Origin of the sequence: Streptomyces sp., assembly GCF_031178505.1 — a bacterium.
GTDB lineage: Bacteria > Actinomycetota > Actinomycetes > Streptomycetales > Streptomycetaceae > Streptomyces > Streptomyces gulbargensis.
In genome coordinates this window covers 1-23,136 of record NZ_JAPSIW010000026.1, presented here as the reverse complement: position 1 = coordinate 23,136, position 23,136 = coordinate 1, and the positions used below count along the sequence as shown (strand labels likewise).

Sequence of the window (23,136 nt, the reverse complement as noted above, 5' to 3'; positions counted from 1 at the left end):
GGGCCCTGACGCGGAAGCTCGACGCGATGTGGGAGCTCGGCTTCCGCTCGTTCCAGCTCCAGTTCCAGGACGCCGGGTACGGCGAGTGGCACTGCGCCCGGGACGCCGAGGTCTTCGGGCGGGACGCTGCGGGCGCCGCCACCGCGCACGCACGCGTGGCGAACACCGTCGCCCGGCACCTGGCCGAGCGGCACCCGGACGCCGAACCGCTGACGGTGATGCCGACGGAGTACTTCCAGGACGGCGCCACCGCCTACCGGACGGCGCTCGCCGGGGCGCTCGACGCGCGCGTGCGGGTGGCCTGGACCGGCGTCGGGGTGGTGCCGCGCACCATCACCGGTGGCGAGATGGCCGGGGTCCGCGCGGCCCTGGGCGGCCACCCGCTGGTCACCATGGACAACTACCCGGTCAACGACTACGCGCAGGACCGTCTCTTCCTCGGACCGCACACCGGCCGGGAACCGGCCGTGGCCGCCGGGTCCGCCGCCTTCCTCGCCCACGCGATGGAGCAGCCGGTGGCCTCGCGGGTGCCGCTGTTCACCGCCGCCGACTACGCCTGGAACCCCAAGGGCTACCGGCCCCAGGAGTCCTGGCGGGCGGCCGTCGACGACCTCGCGGGCCCGGACCCGGCGGCCCGCGAGGCACTGTGGGCGCTCGCCGGGAACGACGCCTCCTCGATCCTCGCGCCGGGCGCCGAGTCGGCCTATCTGAAGCCGCTCCTGGCCGCGTTCCGCTCCGCCCGCGCCCTCCCGGGCACGGGGCCCGGGGAGAAGGCGGCGCGGGAGAAGGCCGCGCGGGAGCTGCGGGCCGCGTTCACGGTGATGGGTGAGGCCCCGCGGCGGCTCGCGGGCACCGCGGGCGGCGCCCTGGGCGACGAGACCGGTCCGTGGCTGGAGCGGCTCTCCCGGTACGGCCGGGCCGGCGAGGCGGCGGTCGACATGCTGCTCGCCCAGGACCGGGGGGACGGGACGGCGGCGTGGCGGGCCCGGCTGCGCCTGGAGCCGCTGCGGGCGTCCCTGGAGCCCGGTCAGGTGACGGTCGGCGCGGGAGTGCTGGGCCCGTTCCTCGACGCGGCGCTCACCGAGTCGGCCGCCTGGACGGGGACCGGCCGGCCCGAGGCGCGGCGGCCCGAGCGCACGGCCGGCGCGTACACGGTGAAGCTGGACCGCCCCCGGGCCCTGGAGGCCGTGACGGTGCTCACGGTGCCCGGGACGGGTGACGGGCACGCGCGCGTGGAGGCGTCCGTCCCCGGCGAGGGCTGGCGCGCCCTCGGCCCGCTGGCGGCCGGCGGCTGGACGCAGCCGGAGCCGAAGGGAGTGCGCGCGGACGCCCTGCGGGTGGTCTGGGACGAGGGGGCCGCGGCGCCCGAGGTGCGCTCCCTGGTGCCGTGGTTCGCGGACGGGCCGCGGGCCGGCCTGGACCTGAAGCGGTCGCGGACGGACGCCGAGATCGGCGGCGCGGCCCAGCGGGTGGACCTGGAGCTGTCGGGTGTCCGGGCGGGCGAGGTCGCCGGGGCGGTCACGGCGAAGGCCCCGAAGGGTGTCTCCGTTCGGGTGCCGCGGCGGACGGTGGTGGAGCGGGGCGCCCGGACGACGGTGCCGCTGGAGGTGTCGGTGGCGGCGGACGCGCCGGCCGGCGCGTACCGGGTGCCGGTCTCCTTCGCCGGCGAGGAGCGGGTGCTGACCGTGCGGGCGTTCCCGCGCACGGCCGGCCCGGACCTGGCGCGGACGGCGACGGCGACGTCCTCGGGCGACGAGACGCCGGACTTCCCGGCCGCCTCGGCGGTGGACGGTGATCCGGCGACCCGCTGGTCCTCCCCCGCCGAGGACGACGCCTGGTGGCAGCTGGAGCTGCCCGCCCCGGCCCGGATAGGGCGGGTGGTGCTGCACTGGCAGGACGCGTACGCCTCCCGCTACCGGGTGGAGGTGTCGCCGGACGGCCGCAGCTGGCGCACGGCCGCGCGCGTCGAGGACGGGCGGGGCGGCCGGGAGTCGGTGCGGATGGACGCGGCGGACACCCGCTTCCTGCGGGTGCGCGGTGAGGCCCGGGCGACCCGGTACGGCTACTCGCTCTGGACCGTGGAGACGTACGCGGTGGCGGAGCCGGCCCGGCCCGGGAAGGACCCGAAGGCACCGGAGGGCCCGCAGGCCGGCGGCTCCCCGGCGTCCCCGGCCACGCCGCCCGCGCCCCAGGCCCCGGACGCGGGCACGCCGGAGGAACCCGCGGCGCCCCCGGCACAGGCCCCGGACGCCCCGGGTCGGGCGACGGCACCGGAGGAGACCCCCTAGGAGGTCTCCCCCGGTACGCGGAAGGCCCGGATCAGCCCGTCGTCAACGCCCCTTCGGGGGTGTCGGCGACGGAGTCGATCCGGGCCATCACGTCCTCGGCGCCGAACGCCTTGAGGTACGGCAGCCAGCGGGGGTCCCGGTGTCCGGTCCCGATGATCCGCCAGGCCAGGCCGGTGGGCGGGGCGGGTTGGTGACGCAGCCGCCAGCCCAGCTCGCGCAGGTGCCGGTCGGCCTTGAGGTGGTTGCAGCGGCGGCAGGCCGCCACCACGTTGTCCCACGCGTGGGTGCCGCCCCGGCTGCGCGGGATGACGTGGTCGACGCTGGTGGCGACGCCCCCGCAGTACATGCACCGCCCGCCGTCCCGGGCGAAGAGGGCTCTGCGGGTCAAGGGAACGGGCCCCCGGTAGGGGACCCGCACGAAGCGTTTCAGCCGCACCACGCTGGGCGCGGGGACGACTTGGGTCTCGCTGTGCAGGAAGGCGCCGGACTCCTCGATGCAGAGGGCCTTGTTCTCCAGTACGAGGACGAGTGCGCGGCGGAGCGGTACGACGCCGAGCGGCTCGTACGACGCGTTCAGGACCAGGACGTGCGGCACGGATGCCTCCTATGACGCCGGCGGCGCGTGGCTCGCGCCGGGACGAAACTGCTCTCAGTCTCTCCTCATGCCTGGTCGGAACGCCACCACGTGTCCGGAACGGGGGTGACGGCCGGGGGTGTTCTCGACCACATCGGCAGCTCTCTCCTCCTACGTGCCCGGGTGAGGTCCGTCTCTCCCTCGAACAGGGCCACGGGTCCGGGTGTGCGGCCCCGTTACTGTGGATGGCCTGCGTACGCGATGCCTGGAGGTTGTCCCGTGTCCTGGTCCGCCCTAGCGGCTGCCACCGAACCCGAGCCCTTGCCGGTGACCCTGGACGAGGCGGCGGAGCGGGCGACGAACGCCGCCGGCTGGGTGGAGGAGAACTGGTCCACCTGGCTCAACACCGGTCTGCGCATCCTGCTGATCCTGGTCGTGGCCATCCTGCTGCGGATGGCCGTCCGCCGCGCCCTGACGAAGCTGATCGACCGGATGAACCGGTCGGCGCAGGCGGTGGAGGGGACGGCCCTGGGCGGTCTCCTCGTCAACGCCGAGCGCCGGCGGCAGCGGTCCGAGGCGATCGGATCGGTGCTGCGTTCGGTCGCGTCGTTCCTCATCCTGGGCACGGCCGGCCTGATGATCCTCGGCGCCTTCAAGATCGATCTGGCGCCGCTGCTCGCCTCGGCCGGTGTGGCCGGTGTGGCGATCGGTTTCGGTGCCCGGAACCTGGTGACGGACTTCCTGTCCGGCGTCTTCATGATCCTTGAGGACCAGTACGGGGTCGGCGACTCGGTCGACGCGGGCGTGGCCTCCGGCGAGGTCGTCGAGGTGGGCCTGCGGGTGACGAAGCTGCGGGGCGTGGACGGCGAGATCTGGTACGTCCGCAACGGCGAGATCAAGCGCATAGGCAACCTCAGCCAGGGCTGGGCGACGGCGTGCGTGGACGTGACGGTCCGGCCGTCGGAGGACCTGGACGAGGTGCGGTCGGTGATCACCGCGGCGGGCGAGGCCATGGCCAAGGAGGAGCCGTGGAACGAGCGCCTGTGGGGGCCGGTCGAGGTGCTCGGTCTGACCGAGGTGCTGATCGACTCGATGACGGTCCGGGTGTCGGCGAAGACGATGCCGGGCAAGGCGCTGGGCGTGGAGCGCGAGCTGCGCTGGCGCATCAAGCGGGGCCTGGACGAGGCGGGCATCCGGATCGTGGGCGGTCTGCCGCAGCCGGCGGAGGAGGAGCAGGCCGACCCGACGGCGGGCATGGCGCCGCCCTCGGCGTTCGCGTCGACCACCTCGCCGCAGTCGGCGGCGGCGACGCCGCTTCCCAAGCCCGACCTGAACAAGTAGCGGCGGTCGGGGGACCGCCGCGACGCCCCCGCGGGCAACTCTTCGGTTGCCTTCGGGGGCGTCGCGCGTTCCCGGGTATTGACGGCCCCGTGACGGGCGCCTTACCTTCCTTCCACAGAATAGGAAACTTTCCTAACAGTGCGGTCGGGACAACGGGCCCGCCGACCGCCCTTCCAGGCAGCACAATGGCCCGAAAGCGTCGAAGGGCAGGTGCGACCGAGATGGCCGGTACGACCCCCGGAGCCCCGGGCGCCCCCGGGGCTGCGACCACGGGCGCGTCCCCGGCCGGCAGCGCGCCGCCGGTCCCCGCCGGCTCCGCCACGGTCCCCGGTACGCCGCGCGTGCTGCGCGCCATGAACGACCGCGCCGCCCTGGACCTGCTCCTGGCCCACGGCCCGCTCTCCCGCACCCGGATCGGCAAGCTCACCGGCCTGTCCAAGCCGACCGCCTCGCAGCTCCTCGCCCGCCTCGAAGCGGCCGGGCTGGTCGTCGCCACCGGCACCACCGCCGGCCGGCCCGGCCCCAACGCCCAGCTGTACGCCGTCAACGCCCGCGCCGCGTACGCCGCCGGCCTCGACGTGAGTCCCGACCGCATCCACGCCGCCGTCGCCGACCTCACCGGCGCCTTGGTCGGCGAGTTCGAGCTGCGCACCCCGGGCCGTCCCGCCGGCGGGGTCGTCCGCCAGGTCACCGAGGCCCTCGACGGGGCGGTGGCGGCCGCCGGGATCGGCCGCGCGCAGGTGCGGCGCCTGGTCATCGGCACGCCCGGCGCCTTCGACCCGGCCACCGGGAGGCTCCGCTACGCCTCCCACCTGCCCGGCTGGCACTCCCCCACGCTCCTGGCGGAGCTGGCCGCGGCCCTGCCCATGCCGTTCGAGTACGAGAACGACGTCAACCTCGCCGCCGTGGCCGAGCAGCGCCTGGGCGCCGCGCGCGGTCACGGCGACTTCGTCCTGCTGTGGAACGAGGAAGGCCTCGGCGCCGCCGTCGTCCTCGGCGGACGCCTCCACCGCGGCTTCACCGGCGGCGCCGGCGAGGTCGGTTTCCTGCCCGTGCCGGGCACCCCGCTCGTCCGGCGGGTCACCCAGGCCAACTCCGGCGGCTACCAGGAGCTCGCCGGCGTCCAGTCGGTGCCCCGGATCGCCCGCGCCCTCGGCATCGAGACACCCGAGCAGCCGTACGTACCGGTCGCTTCGGGGCTGCTGTCCCGGGCCGCCGCCGTCCACGCGGAGGACGCCCGGTACGCGGAGCTGCTCGACCGGTACGCCGAACGGCTCGCCACCGGCCTCGCCTCCGTCGTCGCCGTACTGGACCCGGAACTGATCGTGCTGTCCGGGGAGGTCCTCGTCGCGGGCGGCGAACCCCTGCGGGCCCGGGTCCAGTCCGAGCTGGCCGACCTGGCCGCCTCCCGGCCCCGGCTCGTCCTCACCGCCGTACCCCACCGGCCCGTCCTGCGCGGCGCCCTCGAAAGCGCCCTCGCCACCACCCGCGACGAGGTCTTCGACACCTCCCGCTGACCCGTCCCCGCCCGACCGTCCCGGGGCCCTCCGCGCCCCGGGGCCGACCCACCACGTCCCCGCCCGTCCCCGCAAACTTTCCGTCCCGGGAGTGACACCGCCATGCCCGTACGCACCCGCGGAGCAGCCGCCGCGCTCGCCGCCACCGCCTCCCTCGCCCTGTTCGCCACCGCCTGCACCGGATCCGCCGGCGACGCGGCGGCCGACGACCCGAACGCCGTGACCACCCTCACCTTCTGGCACGGCTGGTCGGCGCCCTCCGAGGTCAAGGCGATCCAGGACAACATCGACCGGTTCACCAAGACCCACCCGAACATCAAGGTGAAGGTCGTCGGCAACATCAACGACGACAAGCTCAACCAGGCGCTGCGCGCGGGCGGCTCCAACGGTCCGGACGTCGCCGCCTCCTTCACCACCGCCAACGTCGGCAAGTTCTGCCACTCGGGCGCCTTCGCGGACCTGAAGCCCTTCCTGGAGAGGGACCGGGTCGACCTCGACAAGACCTTCTCCAAGGTCCTCCAGGACTACACCCAGTTCGAGGGCAAGCGCTGCACCCTGCCGCTGCTCTCCGACGCGTACGGCCTCTACTACGACAAGGACGCCTTCGAGGCCGCCGGCATCAAGGAGCCGCCGAAGACCTGGTCGGAGTTCACCCAGGTCGCCAAGAAGCTCACGAAGCACAAGGGCAACGGCTACGAGCGGCTCGGCTTCATGCCCAACTACCTGGGCTACGAGACGGTTCCGAGCCACTACATGTCGCAGTGGGACCACCGTTACTTCGACGCGGACGGCAAGTCCAACATCGCCAAGGACCCGGCCTTCGCCGAGATGCTGACGTACCAGAAGTCCCTGGTGGACGCGCTGGGCGGCTTCGAGAAGCTGGACCGCTACCGCGCCACCTTCGGTGACGAGTGGGGCGCCAAGCACCCCTTCCACACCGGCCAGGTCGCCATGCAGCTCGACGGCGAGTGGCGGCTGAACTTCCTCAAGGAGGCCAAGGTCGGCTTCGAGGTCGGCGTCGCGCCGCTGCCCGTCGCGGACGACGAGGTGGACGAGTACGGCAAGGGCTACCTCTCCGGCACGATCATCGGCATCGCCCCGCAGAGCCGCAAGCAGAACGCCGCCTGGGAGCTGGTCAAGTACATGACCATGGACACCGGGGCCGTGGTGAACTTCGCCAACGCCATCGGCAACGTCCCCTCCACCCTGGACGCCCTCAAGTCCCCCGACCTGAGGACGGACGAGCGGTTCAAGGTCTTCCTGGACATCGCCCGGCACCCCGAGTCCACCACCTCCGACGGTGCCGTGAACGGCTCCACCTACCAGGACACCTTCCAGGACTTCGCCGAGAAGTACGAGAAGGGCCAGGTGCCGGACCTGAGGAAGGGCCTGGCCGAGACCGCCGCCCAGATCGACCGCGACATCGCGCAGGCGAAGTAACCGTCCATGACCACGTACACCCTCCGCTCGAAGCGCCGCAGGTCGGCGCTGCGCACGGCGGCCTTCATGGCCCCGTGGCTCGTCGGCTTCGGCGTCTTCTTCGCGTACCCGCTCGTCTCGACCGTCTACTTCTCGCTCATGCGGTACGACGGGCTCAACCCGCCCACCTGGCGCGGCCTGGACAACTGGACGTACGTCTTCTCCGACCTGCCGAAATTCTGGCCCGCCCTGCAGAACACGCTCTGGCTGGCGGTCGTCATGGTGACCTGCCGGGTCGTCTTCGGCCTCGGCGTCGGCATGATCGCCACCAGGGTGAAGACCGGCACCGGCGTCTTCCGCACCCTGTTCTACCTGCCCTACCTGGCGCCGCCGGTGGCCGCGACGCTCGCCTTCGTCTTCCTGCTCAACCCCGGCACCGGTCCCGTCAACGCGCTCCTGGAGGCGGTCGGCATCCCCGCCCCCTCCTGGTTCAACGACGCCGCCTGGGCCAAGCCCGCCCTCACCGTCCTCGCCGTGTGGGGCGTGGGCGACCTCATGGTCATCTTCATGGCCGCGCTGCTCGACGTGCCGAAGGAGCAGTACGAGGCGGCGGAGCTGGACGGCGCCTCCGCCTGGCAGCGGTTCCGGTTCGTGACGCTGCCGAACATCGCGCCGATCGTCCTCTTCGCGGTCGTCACCGGGATCATCGGCGCGATGCAGTACTACACGCAGCCGATCGTGGCCGCGAAGGTCGCCTCCGGCGTGATCGGCGGCTCCGGGCAGACCTTCGAGCCCGGCCACCCCGACGACTCCACGCTGACCCTGCCGCAGCTCGTCTACACCCTCGGCTTCGGCCGCTTCGACTACGGCGCCGCCTGCGTCGTGGCCCTCGTCCTGTTCGCCCTCTCCATGGCCTGCACCGCGCTGCTCATGCGCCGGCGCGGCGGCCTGATCGGCTCGGGTGACTGAACCATGAGCACCTCCACCGTCCTCGACCGCCCCCGCGACGGGCGCGCGGCCGGACCCGCGGGGTCCGCCGCGCGGACCGCCCGCCGCAAGGCGCTGCTGCACTGGATCGCCGTGCACTCCCTGGCGGTCGCCGCGGCCCTCTTCTTCGTGCTGCCGTTCGTCTTCGTCCTGCTCACCTCCCTCATGAGCGACGCGCAGGCGCTCACCCGGGACCTCACTCCGAACACGTGGCACCCGGAGAACTACGTCAAGGTCTTCGAGACCCCCGGCTTCCTCACCTGGTGGCGGAACTCGCTGCTGTACGCGGGACTCGGCACCCTCCTCGTCGTGGTGTCCTCCGTGCCCGTCGCGTACGCGCTCGCCAAGTTCCGCTTCCGGGGCCGGCACCTGTCGCTGCTGCTCGTGGTCGCGACGATGATGCTGCCGCCGCAGGTCGTCCTCATCCCGATGTACCTGTTCTGGGCCAAGCAGATGGACCTGTCCGGCACGCTCTGGCCGCTGCTGATCCCGATGGCCTTCGGTGACGCCTTCGCGATCTTCCTGCTGCGCCAGTTCCTGCTGACCATCCCGGACGAGTACATCGAGGCGGCGCGGATCGACGGCTGCGGGGAGCTGCGCACCCTGCTGCGGATCGTGCTGCCGATGGCGAAGCCGGGCATCGCCGCCGTCGCGCTCTTCCAGTTCTTCTACTGCTGGAACGACTACTTCGGGCCGCAGATCTACGCCTCCGAGAACCCGGCCGCCTGGACGCTCAGTTACGGCCTGGAGTCCTTCAAGGGCGCGCACCACACCGACTGGAACCTGACCATGGCCGCGACCGTCCTGGTCATGGCCCCCGTGATCCTCGTGTTCTTCTTCGCCCAGAAGGCGTTCGTCGAGGGAGTCACACTCACCGGAGTGAAGGGCTGACGCACACATCATGAAGCTCGCTGTCGTGGGGGGCGGATCCACCTACACCCCCGAACTGATCGACGGTTTCGCGCGGTTGCGCGACACCCTGCCCATCACCGAACTGGTCCTCGTCGACCCGGCCGCCGACCGTCTGGAGCTGGTCGGCGGGCTCGCCCGGCGGATCTTCGCCAAGCAGGACCACACGGGGACGATCACCACCACCGCCGACCTCGACGCCGGGGTGGAGGGCGCCGACGCCGTCCTGCTCCAGCTGCGGGTCGGCGGCCAGGCCGCCCGGAACCAGGACGAGACCTGGCCGCTGGAGTGCGGCTGCGTCGGCCAGGAGACCACGGGCGCCGGCGGTCTGGCCAAGGCGCTGCGCACGGTCCCCGTCGTCCTGGACATCGCCGAGCGGGTCCGCCGCGCCAACCCGGACGCCTGGATCATCGACTTCACCAACCCGGTCGGCATCGTCACGCGCGCGCTGCTCCACGCCGGCCACAAGGCGGTCGGCCTGTGCAACGTGGCGATCGGTTTCCAGCGCAAATTCGCCGCGCTCCTGGACCTCGCCCCGTCCGAGATCCACCTCGACCACGTCGGGCTCAACCACCTGACGTGGGAGACGGCGGTACGGATCGGGGGCCCGGAGGGCGAGAACACGCTGCCGCGGCTGCTCGCCGAGCACGGCGACGCGATCGCCGGCGACCTGCGTCTGCCGCGGGCGGTCCTGGACCGGCTCGGCGTCGTCCCCTCGTACTACCTGCGCTACTTCTACGCGCACGACGAGGTGGTGCGGGAGCTGGGCACGAAGCCCTCGCGGGCCGCCGAGGTCGCGGCGATGGAGAAGGAACTCCTGGAGATGTACGGGGACCCGGCGCTCGACGAGAAGCCGGCCCTGCTCGCGAAGCGCGGCGGTGCCTTCTACTCGGAGGCGGCCGTGGACCTGGCGGCCGCGCTGCTGGGCGGCGCGGGCTCCCCGTACCAGGTGGTGAACACGTACAACCGGGGCACGCTGCCGTTCCTGCCGGACGACGCCGTCATCGAGACGCAGGCGGCGGTCGGTCCGTCCGGACCCGTGCCGCTGCCGGTGGCGCCGCTCGACCCGCTGTACGCGGGGCTGATCGCCCACGTCACGGCCTACGAGGAGCTCGCCCTGGAGGCGGCGCTGCGCGGGGGCCGCGACCGGGTGTCCAAGGCGCTTCTCGCCCACCCGCTGGTCGGGCAGTACGCCACTGCCGAGGGGCTCACCGACCGGCTGATCGCGCACAACCGGGAGCACCTCGCGTGGGCGTGAACGGAAGCCCGGACGAAATCCTCCTCGCGATCGACGCGGGGAACAGCAAGACCGACGCCGTGGTCCTCTCCACGGAGGGAGCCGTGCTCGGCACGGCGCGCGGCGGCGGGTTCCAGCCTCCGGTGGTGGGGATCGGGACGGCGGTCGACGCACTGGCCGAGATCGTGGGGCGGGCGGCGGGCGAGGCGGCCGTCCCGGTCCGCTTCGCCCATGTCACGGCGTGTCTGGCCAACGCCGACCTGCCCGTGGAGGAGGCGGAGCTGCACCGCGCGCTCCTCGCCCGGGGCTGGAGCGGATCGGTGCGGGTGCACAACGACACCTTCGCGATCCTGCGGGCGGGGATCGACGAGCCGCGGGGCGTGGCCGTGGTCTGCGGGGCCGGCATCAACTGCGTGGGCATGACGCCGGACGGGCGCACGGCCCGCTTCCCGGCGATCGGGAAGATCTCCGGTGACTGGGGCGGGGGCGGCGGACTCGCCGACGAGGCCCTGTGGTGGGCCGCCCGCGCCGAGGACGGGCGCGGCGAACCGACCGCGCTGGCCCGCGAACTGCCGGGGCACTTCGGCCTGGAGTCGATGTACGGGCTGATCGAGGCCCTGCACCTGGGCCGGATCCCGCCCGCCCGCAAGCACGAGCTGACGCCTGTCCTCTTCCGGGTGGCGGCGGCGGGCGACCCGGTGGCGCTGGGGCTCGTGCACCGGCAGGCGGAGGAGGTCGTGGCCATGTCGGTGGTGGCGCTCGGCCGGCTCGGACTCCTGGCGCAGGAGACCCCGGTGATGCTGGGCGGCAGCGTCCTGGCCGCCCGGCACCCGCAGCTGGAGCGGCGGATCGGCGACCTGCTCGCCGAGCGCGCGCCGAAGGCGGTGACCGGATACGTGACGGCGCCGCCGGTCCTCGGGGCGGCGCTGCTCGCCCTGGACGAGGCGGCGGCCCGGCCGGAGGCGGCGGCCCGGCTGCGGGCGCACTACGAGGGCTGAACAGGTCCGGAAGCCGGGGGGCGTGGACGGGCCGGACGCGCGGGCACGTGGGGGCTCGCGCGCGGCTCACGCGGGGCGTTCCCCTCCCGGAGGGGGGCGCCCCGCTCCCGTATCACCTGTTCGAGTGGCGACTCGAACGGAACCGATCCGGGCCGGAAGGTGTATTCAGAGGGGGAGGGTTCGCCCGAGGATGCGCCGGGGGCATGCGGCACCATAAGGACAAGATCGCGTCAACCCTGGTGTGCGGGACGGCCGCTGAGGCCATACTGCTCGCCGGTGGTACGTCCCGCCGGGAGACGGAGGGGACGCGCCGATGTCGGCGACCGAGGGGGAGGTCCAGTGACACACCCGCCGAACGCGCCCGCCGCGCCGGCGGCGCGCGGCGCGGCCACCGCGTACGCGGGTTCCGCCGGTGTGCCCGCGCAGCCGTCGGCCGCGACCGGGCAGGCCTCCCCCGGCCCGGCCGCCGACCCCTTCGCCGTGGTGCCCGGGGGCCGCAGCGCCCGGGCCGTGGCCCGTGAGCGGCTGCGCGAGGCGGCGACGACCGAACCGGGCCGCCTCCAGATCCTGGGGGCCGTGCTCGCGCTGCTCGTCGTCGCGTTCGGCGCGGTCACCGCGTACGAGGTGGCGGGCCGGGCCTCCGCCGCCGAGGACGTCGTGCGCCGCAGCCAGCCGCTGAGCGCCGACGCCGCCGCCGTCTACCGCTCGCTGGCCGACGCCGACTCCACCGCGGCGGCCGGGATCCTGGCGGGCACCCTGGAGTCCCCCGAGTCCCGCGCGCGCTACCTCCGCGACATCGCCACCGCCTCCCGCCTCCTGGTCGAAGCGGCGGCGCAGACGGACGGTTCGTCCGCCTCGGGCCGCGAGATCACCACGCTCAACGAGCAACTGCCCCGCTACACCGGCCTCGTCGAGCGCGCCCGCGCGGCGAACCGTCAGGGGCTGCCGCTCGGCGGCGCCTATCTCCGCTACGCCAACCAGCAGATGACCCGGCACATGCTGCCCGCGGCCGAGCGGCTGTACGCGGCGGAGACCGAGCGGCTCCGGCGGGACGACGACGCGGCCCGCGCCCGGCCGGTCGCCTCGCTCGCCGTGGGCCTGCTCGCCCTCGGGGTGCTCGCGTGGGCGCAGCGACGGCACTACACCCGTACCCACCGGGTGTTCAGCCCGGGGCTGCTCGCCGCCACCGCCGCCTCGCTCGCCGTGCTGGTCTGGCTCCTCGCCGCCCACACCGTGGCCCGCTCCGAACTGAGCACCGCCCGCACCCAGGGCCAGGCCTCGCTCCAGCTCCTCAACGAGGCCCGGATCAGCTCGCTGAAGGCCCGGGCCAACGAGAACCTGACCCAGGTCGCCCGGGGCGCGGTGCTCACCGAGGACGGCAAGGACGACAAGTACGAGGCCGACTACGCGACCGCCATGGAGGCCCTGACCACGGCGCTCGCCGGGGCGCGGGAGCTCGCGGACGACGACGCCGGGCGCGGCCCGGTGGACGAGGCGGCCGCCCGCGCGGCGGAGTGGAAGCAGCGCCACACCGCCGCCCGCGCGCTGGGCGAGGGCGGCGACTTCCTGGGCGCCCTGCGGCTGATCATCGGCCCGAAGGGAACGACGGGCGAGACCTTCGACCGGGTCGACGCGGCCCTGGAGCGGGGTCTCGCCCATGAGCAGGCGGAGTTCACCCGCGCCGCCGGGAACGCCGGGGACGCGCTGGCGGCCCTCCCGGCCGGCGCCATGGCGCTGGGCTTCCTCGGCGCGCTCGGCGCCCTGCTCGGCATCAACCGCAGACTGTCGGAGTACCGGTGAGAGGGGGCGGGATGACGGACGGTTCGTACGGAGCGGGCGGCGCGGACCCGCTGGCGCGGCGGACGGCGCCGGGCGCGTCCACGCGGGCGGTGCGGCGGGCGGCGGCCCGGCTGCGCGGCTGGGGCGGGGTCGCCGCCATGGCCGTGGCCTGCGGTCTGACCGCCTCCCTGACCCTGCTGCCGCTGGCGCACGGCGGGGGCGCGGCGGCCGTGCCCGGGGCCCCCGTGACCGGCCCGGGCGTCGGCACGGGCATCCAGGTCAAGGCGGACACCTGCCGCGACCCGGAGGCCTCGCTGCGCCCGTCCACCGCCGACGGCCCCACCCTGCGGGCCATCAGGAAACGCGGGAAGCTGATCGTCGGCGTCGACCAGTCCAGCTACCTCTGGGGCTACCGGAACCCGGAGACGCAAACCCTCCAGGGCTTCGACATCGACCTGGCGAAGGCCATCGCCAAGGACATCCTCGGTGACGAGGACGCGGTGATCCTCCGGGCGGTCCCCACCAACCAGCGGGTCGCCGCCCTGGACAACGGCAAGGTCGACCTCGTCGTGCGGACGATGACGGTCAACTGCCGGCGGATCCAGCAGGTCGCGTTCTCCACCGCCTACTTCGAGACCGGGCAGCAGGTCCTGGCGCCCAAGCTCGACCGCAGCATCACCGGCCACGACGCCTCGCTGCGCGGCAAGAGGGTCTGCACGGCCGAGAGCTCCACCGCCTACGAGGCCCTGGAGGAGAACGCCTTCGGCGCCGTCTTCAAGGACCCGGGCGACGGCACCAAGGACGACGAGGACCTGCTGACCGTGCCCAACCAGCTGGACTGCCTGGCCCGCCTCCAGCTGGGCGAGGTGGACGCGGTCGTCACCGACAGCGCCCTCGCGGCCGGCCAGGCCGCCCAGGACCCGGCCGTCGAGCTCAAGGGCACGCGCTTCACCAAGGAGTACTACGCGGTGGCGGCCAAGCTGGGCAACGACGACCTGGTCCGCCGGGTCAACCAGGTCCTGGAGGGGTACCGCAAGGGCCCCTGGCAGAAGGCCTACCAGAAGTGGCTGGAGGCCGTCCTGCCCGGGATGACCGCCCCGCCCGCCCCCCTGTACAAGTAGCGCCGGGGCCGCCACGGCCCCGGCACACGCGAGCGGAAGAGGTGATCGATGAGCGTCGCGGGACCTCCTGGGCCGGTGATGGACCGGGACGAGGCGGACCGTGCGCTGGCGCGGCTCGGCGCGGAGCACAAGGCGATCGAGGACTCGCTCCTCGCGCTCCAGGACCACGCCGGCCGCAGGCTCCTCGAAGGGGCGGAGCTGACGGGCACGACCCGGGAGCGCTGGGCGGTCGCCGAGCGCACCATCGGCCTGCTCTGGAACTGTTTCGACGCCTACACGGCCGCGCTGCGGGAGGCGCGGGAGATCCGGGCGCGCCGCCGCTGGCCCGGCCGGGAGGAGCTCGCGGAGCTCACCGACCGGCTGCGCGGCGCGTGGGTGGCCGTCCCGGGCGGGGCGGGCGGGGAGCCGGTGCTCGCCGAGCTGTTCAGCCTGGACCGGCTGGTGCGGCGGATGAACGAGCTGTACGCCTCCTCGCTCGACGTGGTGGTCACCGCCGACGCCGTCTGGTCGGCGCTGCCCGCCCGCATAGACCTGCTCGCCGCCGAACTGCGCCGGACGCGGTCGCTGGCGCACTCGGTCGGTGTCCGGCCCGGGGAGCACCCGGCCGGTGACGCGCTGGAGGAGATCACGGCCGAGCTGACGGCGCTGCGCGCCCAGGTGGTGACCGATCCGCTGGCCTTCTGGCGGCCGGCCGGTGCCAGTTCGGCGCCGGGCGGGGGCCGGCCGGACACGGAGCGGTACGACCGGGCGGCGCTGGCCCTGGAGGACGTGCGGCGCGAGATCGAGGCGGTCCTGGCGGTGCGGCAGGACTCCGAGGACCGGCTGCTGCGGCTGCGGGACGTGCTGTCGCGGGCGGACCGGACGCTGGCGGAGGCCCGGGCCGCGCGCGGTGAGGTCCTGGCGAAGATCGCCGCCTCGGAGGTGCCGGCCGTGAGCGGGCCGCCGACGGCCCTGCAGGAGCGGCTGGCGACGGCCGCCGAGTACCGCAGGCACGCCCAGTGGCACCGGCTGTCGCCGCTCCTGGACGCCCTGGAGGCGGAGGCGGAGGACGAACTGCTGCGGGCCAGGGAGTCGCTGACGGCGGTGACGGCGCCGCTCGCGGTCCGGGCGGAGCTGCGCGGCCGGCTCGACGCGTACAAGGCGAAGGTGGCGCGGCTCGGGGCGGCGGAGGACCCGCTGCTGGTGGAGCGGTACGACGCGGCCCGCCGGATGCTGTGGAGCGCGCCCTGCGACCTGCGGGCGGCCGAGCAGGCGGTGCTGCGCTACCAGCGGGCGGCGGCGGACGTGCTGTCCGGGCCCGGGGACGCGGAAGGACGCGAGGGGTGAGCGGGGGGACGGGCGTGGTGAGCTGTCAGCGGCCTTCGTGCGAGGGGTCGTACGAGGACGTCGGCGGCCGCGAGCTGTACTGCGACACGTGCGGGCTCGCGCCGGTCGTCGCGCCCGGCGGGCTGCTGCGGTCGGCGCCGACGGGGGTGGCCGTGCCGGGGAAGGGCGGTGCCGGGCCGGTGGCCGGGGGGCCGGACTCCGGTTCGGCGCGCAGTTCCTCGCGCGCCTCCTCGCGGGCCTCGTCCCGCTCCTCGTCCTCGCGCCGCTCGGTCTCCGGGCGCCTGTCGCGGTCGCTGTCCGGGGCGGCCTCCGACCGGTCGGTGTCGGTGCGCAGTTCGGGCACGCCGTCCGGGCAGTCCGCGCGCAGCCGGCTGGGCGCGGGGCTGGTGACGGTCCCGGAGGTGCCGCGCCCGGATCCGCGGGCGGCCGTGATGGAGCGCGCGGAGGTCCCGGAGCGGAAGCGGTTCTGCTCGCGCTCGGAGTGCGGGGCCCCGGTGGGCCGGTCGCGGGGCGACCGGCCGGGCCGCACCGAGGGGTTCTGCACCTCGTGCGGGCACCCGTACTCCTTCGTGCCGAAGCTGCGGGCCGGGGACGTCGTGCACGGGCAGTACGAGGTGGCGGGCTGCCTCGCGCACGGCGGCCTCGGCTGGGTCTACCTGGCCGTGGACCGGGCGGTCTCCGACCGGTGGGTGGTCCTCAAGGGCCTGCTCGACACCGGTGACCAGGACGCGATGGCCGCGGCGATCTCGGAGCGCCGCTTCCTCGCCGAGATCGAGCACTCCAACATCGTCCGCATCTACAACTTCGTCGAGCACCTGGACCCGCGCACGGGCTCCCTGGACGGCTACATCGTCATGGAGTACGTGGGCGGCAAGTCGCTCAAGGAGATCGCCAACGACCGCAGGACCCCGGACGGCCGGCGCGACCCGCTGCCGGTGGAGCAGGCCTGCGCGTACGGGATCGAGGCCCTGGAGGCGCTCGGACACCTGCACAGCCGGAACCTGCTCTACTGCGACTTCAAGGTCGACAACGCGATCCAGACCGAGGACCAGCTGAAGCTGATCGACATGGGCGCGGTCCGGCGGATGGACGACGACGAGTCGGCGATCTACGGCACGGTCGGCTACCAGGCGCCGGAGGTGGCCGAGGTCGGCCCGTCGGTGGCCAGCGACCTGTACACGGTGGCGCGCACGCTCGCGGTCCTGACCTTCGACTTCCAGGGCTACACGAACGTCTTCGCCGACTCGCTGCCGGACCCGGAGCACATCGAGGTCTTCGGCCGGTACGAGTCGTTCTACCGGCTCCTGGTGCGGGCCACCGACCCGGATCCGGCGCGCCGGTTCGCCTCCGCGCAGGAGATGGCGGAGCAGCTCACGGGGGTGCTGCGCGAGGTCGTGGCGCTCCAGTCCGGCCGTCCGCGCCCCGCCCTGTCGACGCTGTTCGGCACGGAGGTGCGGGTCACGGACACCGAGCTGTTCGCGGAGGCGGCGCAGGACGTGTCGGTGCTCGGTGCCCGCCGTGGCCGGCGGGTGAGACGCCCGGCGGTGCCCCCGTCCCCGGAGGGCCGAGGACTGGGCGGGGCCCTCGCCCCGCTCGACCCGCCCGCCACCGCGCTCGCGCTGCCCGTGCCCCGGGTCGACCCGGCCGACCCCAACGCCGGTTTCCTCGCGGGCCTGGTGGCCGCCGCGCCGGCCGAACTGCTCGTCGCGCTCCAGGCGGCGCCCGCGCCCTCGCCCGAACTGTGGCTGCGCGCCCTGCGGGCACAGCTGGAGCTCGGGGACCTGCCGGCGGCCGGGCGCACCCTCGTCGCCCTGGAGGAGCACCGGGCGGACGACTGGCGGGTGGTCTGGTACCGGGGCGTCGCGTCGCTGGTGGTCGGGGACTTCGCGCACGCGGCGCTGGCCTTCGACGCGGTGTACGACGCCTTCCCCGGGGAGCCGGCGCCCAAGCTGGCGCTGGCCGTCTGCGCGGAGGTCCTCGGCCAGCTGGACAACGCGGCCGAGTACTACGGCCTGGTCTGGGCGACCGACCCGAACTTCGTGAGCGCGGCCTTCGGCCTGGCGCGGGTGCGGCTCGCGGCGGGCGACAGGGCCGGAGCCGTACGGGCGCTGGAGTCCGTCCCGGAGACGTCGATCCACTACACGGCGGCCCGGGTCGCGGCCGTACGGGCACGGCTGCGGCGGCGCCCTGCGAACGAGCCGCTGGGGCCGGACCTGACGGCCGCGGCGGCGCAGGTCTCGGCGCTGCGGAGCTTCGGCCTGGACGCGGTGCGCCGGGAGCGGTTGTCGGCGGAGGTGCTCGGTACGGCGCTGGACTGGGTACTCTCCGGTAGTCCCGGCGCGGCACCGGGCGGTGGCGCGCTGTTGCTCGGCAGTGAACTGGACGAGCGCGGACTGCGCTTCGGCCTCGAACGCTCGTACCGGGTGCTGGCCCGGCTCGCGCAGCGGGGCGAGGAGAGGATCGAACTGGTGGAGCGGGCGAACCGTTTCCGCCCCCGGACGTGGGTGTGAGGATGTCCCAGAAGCCGAAGCCGTCGCACGGATTCGCCGCCTGCCCGGGCTGCGCGGAGCCGCTGGACTCGGGAGACCGGTACTGCGGGGCGTGCGGCCACGACCTGTCGGCCCTGCCCGTGGCGGGCCCCGAGCCGGACCGCCCGACCGTGGCGATCGGCACTCCCGTGGTCTGGCCGGACGCCCCGCCCCGGGACGCCGGCTCCCTGTCCACCGCGACCCAGCATCCGGGCGACCTCCCGGGCACGGACTCCGGGGGGCGTGACCTGCCGACCCTGGCGGTCCGCACGGACGGGGTGCCGGAGCCGGGTGCCCGGGCCGGTTCGCCGGGCGGTGGCCCGACAGCCGCGGGGAGCGGGGACTTCGAACTCGCCGCGCCCGACCCCCGTACCGCCGTACGGGCCGACCTCACGACCCCCGCACCGCCGCCGGTCCCCGCGCCGGCCCCCGCCGCCCTCCCGGCGGCCGGGGTGTGCGTGGCCTGCCGGGCCGGGCGGGTGGACACCGACGGGTACTGCGAGCACTGCGGGCACGCCCAGCCCCGCGAACGCGACCACGTCGAGCGCGAACTCGCCGGGCTCGCGGGCGCCGTCAGCGACCGGGGCCTGCGCCACCACCGCAACGAGGACGCCTTCGCCGTCTCCGCGACCACGCTGCCCGACGGCTCCCCCGCCACCCTCGCCATCGTCTGCGACGGCGTCTCCTCCGCGACCCGCCCCGACGAGGCCTCCGCCGCCGCGGCCGAGGCCGCCAGCGCCTCGCTGCTCGCCGCGCTGCCCCGGGGCACCCACCCGCAGCAGGCGATGCACGAGGCGATCGTCGCCGCCTCCGAGGCCGTCAACTCCCTGGCCGGAGAGCCCGGGGACGACGCCGACGGGCACGACTCGCCGCGCGCCCGCGCGGGCGGGTCACCGGCCTGCACCATCGTCGGCTCGGTCGTCGCCGACGGGCTGCTCGTCGTCGGCTGGATCGGCGACAGCCGGGTCTACTGGGTGCCCGACGACCGCACCACCCCGCCGGCCCGGCTGACCGAGGACGACTCCTGGGCCGCCCAGATGGTCGCGGCCGGCCTGATGAACGAGGCCGAGGCGTACGCGGACGAACGCGCCCACGCCATCACCGGCTGGCTCGGCGCCGACGCGTACGAACTCGACCCGCACACCGCCGCGTTCAAACCCGACCGCTCCGGCGTCGTCGTGGTCTGCACCGACGGTCTGTGGAACTACGCGGAGGGGGCCGAGGACATGGCACGGGTCGTCCCGCCGGACGCGGCGGACCGCCCGCTGCACAGCGCGCGGGTGCTGGTCGGTCACGCCCTGGACGGCGGCGGCCACGACAACGTCACGGTCGCCGTCCTGCCGTTCGCCCCGCCCTCCGCCCGGGCGGCGACCGCCTGAGGCGCGCCGTACCCCGCCCCTTCACCGTCCTGCCGAGGAGCCGAAACCGATGGCGAACTTCTCCAAGCCGACCGTGCCCCACTTCTCGGTGGACGTGTTCCAGAACGAGTTCCTGCCGGAGGGCGGCCGCGAGGTCCACGCCGTCGTCACGGTCACCGCGACCGGCGGCGGCACCAGCGGCGCCGGCGGGCTCGCGGCCGGTGGCCCGGCCGGTGTGGTGATCATGGTGGACTGCTCGGGCTCGATGGAGTACCCGTCGGACAAGATGCGGGGCGCGCGGGAGGCCACCGCCGCCGCGATCGACACCCTGCGTGACGGGACCGCCTTCGCCGTGGTCGCCGGCACCCACGAGGCCACCGAGGTCTACCCGGCGGACGGCGGGCTCGCCGTCGCCGGCCCGCACACCCGCGCCGCGGCCAAGGAGGCGCTGCGCCGGCTGACGGCGGCCGGCGGCACCGCCATCGGCACCTGGCTGCGCCTCGCCGACCGGCTGCTCTCCTCCGCCGACCTGGCCATCCGGCACGGCGTTCTGCTGACCGACGGCCGCAACGAGCACGAGTCGCCGCAGGAGCTGCGGGCGGCCCTGGACGCCTGCGCGGGCCGGTTCACCTGCGACGCGCGGGGCGTGGGCACCGACTGGGAGGTCAAGGAGGTCACCGGGATCGCCTCGGCGCTCCTCGGCACCGCCGACATCGTCGCCGACCCGGCCGGACTCGCCGCGGACTTCACGGCGATGATGGAGACCGCGATGGGCAAGGGCGTCGCCGACGTGGCGCTGCGGCTGTGGACGCCGGTCGGGGCGGAGCTCACGCGGGTCAAGCAGGTGGCGCCGTCCGTGGAGGACCTGACCGGGCGGCGTACGGAGGCGGGGCCGCGGTCCGGTGACTACCCGACGGGTTCCTGGGGCGACGAGTCCCGCGACTACCACGTGACCGTGCGGGTGCCCCAGGCCGCGATCGGCCGGGAGATGCTCGCCGCCCGGGTCTCCCTGGTCGTCCCGGACCGAACGGACGGCGCGCCCCGGGTTCTGGGCCAGGGCCTCGTGCGGGCCGTGTGGACGGAGGACCTCGCCCTGTCGACGGCCATCCATCCTCAGGTGGCGCACTACACGGGGCAGGCCGAGCTCGCGGACGCCATCCAGCAGGGTTTGAACGCCCGCAAAGCGGGCGATCGTGACGGAGCGACGGCGAAGCTGGGCCGGGCCGTGCAGCTCGCGGCGGCCTCCGGGAACGCGGATACCGCGAAACTCCTTTCGAAGGTGGTGGACGTGGTCGACGCGGCGACGGGTACTGTGCGTTTGAAGGCGAAGGTCGCCGAGGCGGACGAGATGACACTCGAAACCCGCTCCACGAAGACCGTTCGCGTCAAGAGGTGAGCCCGGTCCGCCGGGCCGGACGACGAGAGGGGGAAGCACCGACATGCCGACCTGCCCGAACGGACACCAGTCGGTCTCCGACGACTGGTGCGAGGTCTGCGGCCATCGCATGGCCGGGACGGGTGCGCCGGCGGGTGCCGTACCGCCGCCTCCCCCGCCGCCACCCGCGTACGGATACCCGGGCCCGAACGGTCCGGGCGGCCAGGGTGCTCCCGGCGGGCCGGCGCCGATGGGTCCGCCGCCCGGTGGTCCCGGCGGCCCTCCGCCGGCCGCGCCCGGCGGCTTCGGTCCCGGCGGCGACCCGAACGCCACGGCCCAGGCGGAGCTCTGCCCGCAGTGCCGGACGCCGCGCGAGCACAGTGCGCCGTTCTGCGAGGAGTGCCGCTGGAACTTCCTGACGAACACGGCGACCTCGTACACGCCGGTGGCGCCGCCCCCGCAGGCGTCGCAGCGGCCCGGCCCGCCGCCCGGCCTGAACCTGCCCCCCGGCTTCCAGACCCCGCCGCCGGCGCAGCCGCCCGCTCCGCCGCAGCAGCAGGACCCTTTCGGCTACCAGGGGTCGCGGCCCTCGCAGGTGAACCGGCCGGCCGAGCCGCTGGGCGCCGAGCCGACCCATCACCAGGCCCCGCCGCAGCGCCCGCAGGCGCCCCGGCCTCCGGCCTTCCCGGAGGGCGGGCCGGGCCAGGCACCCGGCCAGGGCCCTGGTCACGGGCCCGTACAGGCGCAGGCCCCGGGCCCGCAGGCGCCCCCGCGCCCCACCCCGCCGCAGCCGCGCGCGGACGACGACTGGGTCCTGCCCCCGCCGTCCCAGACGCAGCCGCCCGCCCCTCCGGCACCCCCGGCCCCGGCTCCCCGGCCGCCGCAGCACCAGCCGCAGCAGCCGCCTCACCAGGGGCCCCCGCCTCAGCAGCACCAGGGGCCGCAGGCGCACCAGGGGCCACCGCCGCACCTGGCTCCGCCGCAGCATCAGGAACCGCAGAACCCGCACCAGCAGCACCAGCAGGCTCCGCCGCAGCAGTTCCCGCCGCAGCGGCAGCCGCAGGGCTGGACCGCGCACATCGGCCCGGACCGCGACTACTTCATGGCGATGATGCGGCGCAGCGGCCCGGAGGCCTCGGGTCTGAACCTGCCCGCGTACTCCCCGCCGAAGCAGCTGCCGCTCCAGGGCAACCAGGTCTCCATCGGCCGCCGCCGGCACTCGACCGGCGAGTCGCCCGACATCGACCTGTCGGTGCCGCCGGAGGACCCGGGCGTCTCGCACCAGCACGCGGTGCTGGTGCAGCAGCCCGACGGGTCGTGGGCGGTGGTGGACCAGAACTCCACCAACGGCACCACGATCAACGGCGGCGACGAGCCGATCCAGCCGTACGTGCCGGTGCCGCTCCAGGAGGGTGACCGGGTGCACGTCGGCGCCTGGACGACGATCACCGTCCGGCGCGGCTGAACCACCGGGGGCGGCGGACGGCCGCCCCCGCCCGGGTCCGCCGCGTTCGGCCCCCGGTCAGGCCTCCGGCAGGGGCCAGGCGTACGGACCGCCGGGCTCGTCCAGCCAGGCCCACTGGCGTCCCCCGCTCACCGTCACCCCGAAGCGCTCCCGCTCCGGCCGCCCCTCACGGCGCCAGAGCGCGAGCGCTTCGCGCCGGTCGAGGCGGTCGCCGACGAGCCCGTACAGGAAGCCGAACCGGTCGTCCCCGGCCGGGGTGGAGCGCGGGACCCGCGCGGCGACGCCCCTGAGGCCCACGAAGTACGCCGGCGTGTTCAGGAACCTCCCCTCCGCGTGGGCCGCGTCACGCACCCGCAGCAGGAGGAGTCCGGTGGACAGCGGGGCGAGGACGAGCGCGCCCGGCCGGCACTGCGGAAGCCAGGCGTACGGGAGCGAGGGCAGCGCGCAGGTCGCCACGATCCGGTCGAACGGGGCGCGATCCGGGCAGCCCCGGGCTCCGTCGGCGGTGAGCACGGCGGGCCGGTGGCCGACGGCGGCGAGATGGGCCCGGGCGGACTCGGCGATCTCCTCGTCCAGGTCGACGGTGGTGACGTGCCGGTCGCCGAGCCGGTGGCAGAGCAGGGCGGCGTGGTAGCCGGTGCCGGCGCCGATCTCCAGGACGTCGTGCCCGTCGCGCACGTCCAGGGCCTCCAGCATGAGCGCCATCAGGGAGGGCTGGCTGGCCGAGGAGACCAGTTCCCCGTCCCGCACGCGGGTGGCCAGCGCGGTGTCCCGGTAGGCGCCGCGAAGCCAGCGGTCCCGCCGCTCCGGGTCGGGGTCGCCGGACCAGAGCCGCTCGTAGCCGGTGGGCCCCGCGACGTAGTAGTAGGGGACGAAGAGGTGGCGCGGTACCTCGGCGAAGGCGGCCCGCCAGG

The 23,136-nt window shown here is 74.9% G+C and carries 17 protein-coding genes; 15 read left to right on the top strand and 2 right to left on the bottom strand.

Features of this window, described 5'->3' with window-relative positions:
- Positions 1–2,288: beta-N-acetylglucosaminidase domain-containing protein (locus tag RIF68_RS04325; RefSeq protein WP_309049771.1), on the top strand; the 2,288-nt coding region annotated here is incomplete at its 5' end.
- Positions 2,289–2,319: 31 nt separating this feature from the next.
- Here RIF68_RS04325 and RIF68_RS04320 read toward each other — a convergent pair.
- Positions 2,320–2,883 (bottom strand): HNH endonuclease, encoded by a 564-nt coding sequence (locus RIF68_RS04320; RefSeq protein WP_309049770.1) that lies wholly within the window; start codon positions 2,881–2,883, stop codon positions 2,320–2,322.
- A gap of 240 nt (positions 2,884–3,123) precedes the next feature.
- Between RIF68_RS04320 and RIF68_RS04315 the strand changes: the two genes are divergently transcribed.
- The 14 genes from RIF68_RS04315 (at position 3,124) to RIF68_RS04250 (ending at position 22,222) form a co-directional block, all read left to right on the top strand.
- On the top strand, positions 3,124–4,203 hold the full coding sequence (locus RIF68_RS04315; RefSeq protein WP_309055540.1) for a mechanosensitive ion channel family protein: 1,080 nt from the start codon (positions 3,124–3,126) through the stop codon (positions 4,201–4,203).
- Between the two features lie 353 nt (positions 4,204–4,556).
- On the top strand, positions 4,557–5,720 hold the full coding sequence (locus RIF68_RS04310) for an ROK family transcriptional regulator (protein WP_309049774.1): 1,164 nt from the start codon (positions 4,557–4,559) through the stop codon (positions 5,718–5,720).
- Between the two features lie 102 nt (positions 5,721–5,822).
- Positions 5,823–7,160, top strand: coding sequence for an ABC transporter substrate-binding protein (locus RIF68_RS04305; protein WP_309049768.1), 1,338 nt, complete (start codon positions 5,823–5,825; stop codon positions 7,158–7,160).
- Between the two features lie 6 nt (positions 7,161–7,166).
- Positions 7,167–8,108, top strand: coding sequence for a sugar ABC transporter permease (locus tag RIF68_RS04300; protein ID WP_309049767.1), 942 nt, complete (start codon positions 7,167–7,169; stop codon positions 8,106–8,108).
- Positions 8,109–8,111: 3 nt separating this feature from the next.
- Positions 8,112–9,017, top strand: a complete 906-nt coding sequence (locus RIF68_RS04295) for a carbohydrate ABC transporter permease (RefSeq protein WP_309049766.1) — start codon at positions 8,112–8,114, stop codon at positions 9,015–9,017.
- A 10-nt stretch (positions 9,018–9,027) separates the two neighbouring features.
- Complete coding sequence (locus tag RIF68_RS04290; protein ID WP_309049765.1) at positions 9,028–10,293, top strand: 6-phospho-beta-glucosidase; 1,266 nt, start codon at positions 9,028–9,030, stop codon at positions 10,291–10,293.
- A complete protein-coding gene (locus RIF68_RS04285; RefSeq protein WP_309049764.1) occupies positions 10,284–11,270 on the top strand; it encodes a BadF/BadG/BcrA/BcrD ATPase family protein in 987 nt (328 codons plus the stop codon). The genes RIF68_RS04290 and RIF68_RS04285 overlap by 10 nt, the downstream gene beginning before the upstream one ends.
- 339 nt (positions 11,271–11,609) lie before the next feature.
- Complete coding sequence (locus RIF68_RS04280) at positions 11,610–13,070, top strand: hypothetical protein (protein WP_375165670.1); 1,461 nt, start codon at positions 11,610–11,612, stop codon at positions 13,068–13,070.
- Between the two features lie 11 nt (positions 13,071–13,081).
- Positions 13,082–14,170: a glutamate ABC transporter substrate-binding protein gene (locus RIF68_RS04275; RefSeq protein ID WP_375165082.1), complete on the top strand. Its 1,089-nt coding sequence runs from the start codon at positions 13,082–13,084 to the stop codon at positions 14,168–14,170.
- 48 nt (positions 14,171–14,218) lie between these two features.
- Positions 14,219–15,496 carry a hypothetical protein gene (locus RIF68_RS04270; protein ID WP_309049763.1) on the top strand — a complete coding sequence of 426 codons (1,278 nt, stop codon included), beginning with the start codon at positions 14,219–14,221 and terminating at the stop codon, positions 15,494–15,496.
- A complete protein-coding gene (locus tag RIF68_RS04265; RefSeq protein ID WP_309049762.1) occupies positions 15,493–18,006 on the top strand; it encodes a tetratricopeptide repeat protein in 2,514 nt (837 codons plus the stop codon). The genes RIF68_RS04270 and RIF68_RS04265 overlap by 4 nt, the downstream gene beginning before the upstream one ends.
- A 2-nt stretch (positions 18,007–18,008) precedes the next feature.
- The gene (locus tag RIF68_RS04260; protein ID WP_309049761.1) at positions 18,009–19,403 is read left to right on the top strand and encodes a protein phosphatase 2C domain-containing protein; all 1,395 of its coding nucleotides are present in this window, start codon (positions 18,009–18,011) and stop codon (positions 19,401–19,403) included.
- A 49-nt stretch (positions 19,404–19,452) separates the two neighbouring features.
- On the top strand, positions 19,453–20,778 hold the full coding sequence (locus RIF68_RS04255; protein ID WP_309049760.1) for a VWA domain-containing protein: 1,326 nt from the start codon (positions 19,453–19,455) through the stop codon (positions 20,776–20,778).
- Positions 20,779–20,821: 43 nt separating this feature from the next.
- Positions 20,822–22,222, top strand: a complete 1,401-nt coding sequence (locus RIF68_RS04250; protein WP_309049759.1) for an FHA domain-containing protein — start codon at positions 20,822–20,824, stop codon at positions 22,220–22,222.
- A gap of 57 nt (positions 22,223–22,279) precedes the next feature.
- Here RIF68_RS04250 and RIF68_RS04245 read toward each other — a convergent pair.
- On the bottom strand, positions 22,280–23,136 hold an 857-nt coding region (locus RIF68_RS04245), incomplete at its 5' end, for a methyltransferase domain-containing protein (RefSeq protein WP_309049758.1).

Coding starts and splice junctions, on each gene's coding strand:
- RIF68_RS04315 (WP_309055540.1), top strand. CDS start 3,124: ATGCCTGGAGGTTGTCCCGTGTCCTGGTCCGCCCTAGCGGCTGCCACC.
- RIF68_RS04310 (WP_309049774.1), top strand. CDS start 4,557: ATGAACGACCGCGCCGCCCTGGACCTGCTCCTGGCCCACGGCCCGCTC.
- RIF68_RS04305 (WP_309049768.1), top strand. CDS start 5,823: ATGCCCGTACGCACCCGCGGAGCAGCCGCCGCGCTCGCCGCCACCGCC.
- RIF68_RS04300 (WP_309049767.1), top strand. CDS start 7,167: ATGACCACGTACACCCTCCGCTCGAAGCGCCGCAGGTCGGCGCTGCGC.
- RIF68_RS04295 (WP_309049766.1), top strand. CDS start 8,112: ATGAGCACCTCCACCGTCCTCGACCGCCCCCGCGACGGGCGCGCGGCC.
- RIF68_RS04290 (WP_309049765.1), top strand. CDS start 9,028: ATGAAGCTCGCTGTCGTGGGGGGCGGATCCACCTACACCCCCGAACTG.
- RIF68_RS04275 (WP_375165082.1), top strand. CDS start 13,082: ATGACGGACGGTTCGTACGGAGCGGGCGGCGCGGACCCGCTGGCGCGG.
- RIF68_RS04270 (WP_309049763.1), top strand. CDS start 14,219: ATGAGCGTCGCGGGACCTCCTGGGCCGGTGATGGACCGGGACGAGGCG.
- RIF68_RS04260 (WP_309049761.1), top strand. CDS start 18,009: ATGTCCCAGAAGCCGAAGCCGTCGCACGGATTCGCCGCCTGCCCGGGC.
- RIF68_RS04255 (WP_309049760.1), top strand. CDS start 19,453: ATGGCGAACTTCTCCAAGCCGACCGTGCCCCACTTCTCGGTGGACGTG.
- RIF68_RS04250 (WP_309049759.1), top strand. CDS start 20,822: ATGCCGACCTGCCCGAACGGACACCAGTCGGTCTCCGACGACTGGTGC.